We start from the raw sequence: 652 nt of genomic DNA, 5'->3' as shown, positions 1-652 counted from the left end.
ACGGTCTCGTGGGCTCGGTTATGTGTAAATGTGACTGCCCCTGTAGCTAGTAGGTGGCCACAGTCCATTCTTAGCTTGCACCCAAAAAAGCTTCCGGGGGAGGATGACCAATGTCACCTGGCCGCCTGTTCCAGAAGATGTCCTATACTCTACCGACTTCGAGGCCTTTGGGAAAAGGGATGAAGAGGGTTTGCACAGAGGAGTTGACAGATCTCAACAGTTAAGGTTGGGCAGAGACGCTCGCCCTTTGTAAGTTGCCGGAAAAGCTTGACCCAATTGCGCCAGGGTCAGAACGGGATCGAGCGTGCAAGCCCAGTGCTAGCCTAGTAAAGCTGTGTTTTTGTACAAGCTATGCCTGTTCCCAAGAAGAAAACCTCCAAAGCCCGCAGTCGCAGGCGGTATGCTGTCTGGCTGGGCAAAGCCAAGCTGCAGGCCCAGCGGGCGATGACCATTGGGCGCGCCATTCTCAGCGGTCGCAACACCGGCTTCTACTACCCCAAAGCCAAGTCCGAAGAAGAGGAGGGAGAAGAATAAAGCCCGGCAGCAGGGATCCTGGTTTACATTGGGGTCAGGCTCCCTTGAGAGCTGTTCTGCTGCCTCCCGGTCTTGGTTGTTTAGCGACTGGCATGCGCTCGTTGACCTCTCTTACCTA

At 55.1% G+C, this 652-nt stretch carries 1 protein-coding gene; it reads left to right on the top strand.

What is annotated here, in order from left to right:
• Positions 1-351 precede the first annotated feature (351 nt).
• The gene (locus NW858_RS10820) at positions 352-534 is read left to right on the top strand and encodes a 50S ribosomal protein L32 (RefSeq protein ID WP_011430004.1); all 183 of its coding nucleotides are present in this window, start codon (positions 352-354) and stop codon (positions 532-534) included.
• Positions 535-652 lie beyond the last annotated feature (118 nt).

Origin of the sequence: Synechococcus sp. H55.10, assembly GCF_047502715.1 — a bacterium.
In the GTDB taxonomy this organism is placed as follows: domain Bacteria; phylum Cyanobacteriota; class Cyanobacteriia; order Thermostichales; family Thermostichaceae; genus Thermostichus.
Note: the sequence above shows the minus strand (reverse complement) of the source record. Positions and strands in the feature narration are given on the sequence as shown.

What these genes read in the sequence shown, in the direction of transcription:
- NW858_RS10820 (WP_011430004.1), top strand. Translation starts at nt 352, where the DNA reads ATGCCTGTTCCCAAGAAGAAAACCTCCAAAGCCCGCAGTCGCAGGCGG.